This is a genomic window from Mesorhizobium marinum (genome assembly GCF_040813675.1).
Lineage (GTDB): Bacteria > Pseudomonadota > Alphaproteobacteria > Rhizobiales > Rhizobiaceae > Mesorhizobium_K > Mesorhizobium_K marinum.
The window spans coordinates 1-507 of sequence record NZ_JBFOCI010000048.1 but is presented as its reverse complement, the minus strand read 5'-3'; the positions used below and the strand labels follow the sequence as shown (position 1 = coordinate 507).

At 48.5% G+C, this 507-nt stretch carries 1 protein-coding gene; it reads left to right on the top strand.

Features of this window, described 5'->3' with window-relative positions; genetic code table 11:
• On the top strand, nt 1-507 hold a 507-nt coding region (locus ABUE31_RS22800; protein ID WP_367726057.1), incomplete at both ends, for a hypothetical protein.

Here is a 507-nt window from a genome sequence, read left to right as displayed (position 1 = left end):
GTAATGGAATGGATGTTGGAGAAACAAAAATGGAAGTTGCCAAAAACGACCCAGGTAATTGCACCATTGTTGCCTAAGCAATGGAGCAATTCCGTTGGTCAAAAGAGTGTTCTAAGAGGGCGACCGATAAATGAAATAGTTCTTCCGTCTACATGTGATTACCGTGATGGCTTGGTTCTTGCGTGTGATGCGTTTGATAAACTTTGTCTTTCATATTCACGGGATCTGACTATTTCCATTGTTGGAATCTTCGGCAAGATACTCGGTGAGCATACCGGCGGAATGGTATTGAGACGTGCGAGGAACTGGCCGTTTCATGTCAATTTGATGGGCAGGATGGAACCGGAAGAAGTCCTCCGGTACGTGACAGACCGCAACTGCGCGGTTCTCATGTCAGGATATTCTGCTTCGACCAACCTGTGGGCAGCTTTCGCTATCGAGCGGGGCATCCCACTAGTGTCGACCGATGGCGGCGGACTTCCAGAATACATGGGGGTCAATTCGACA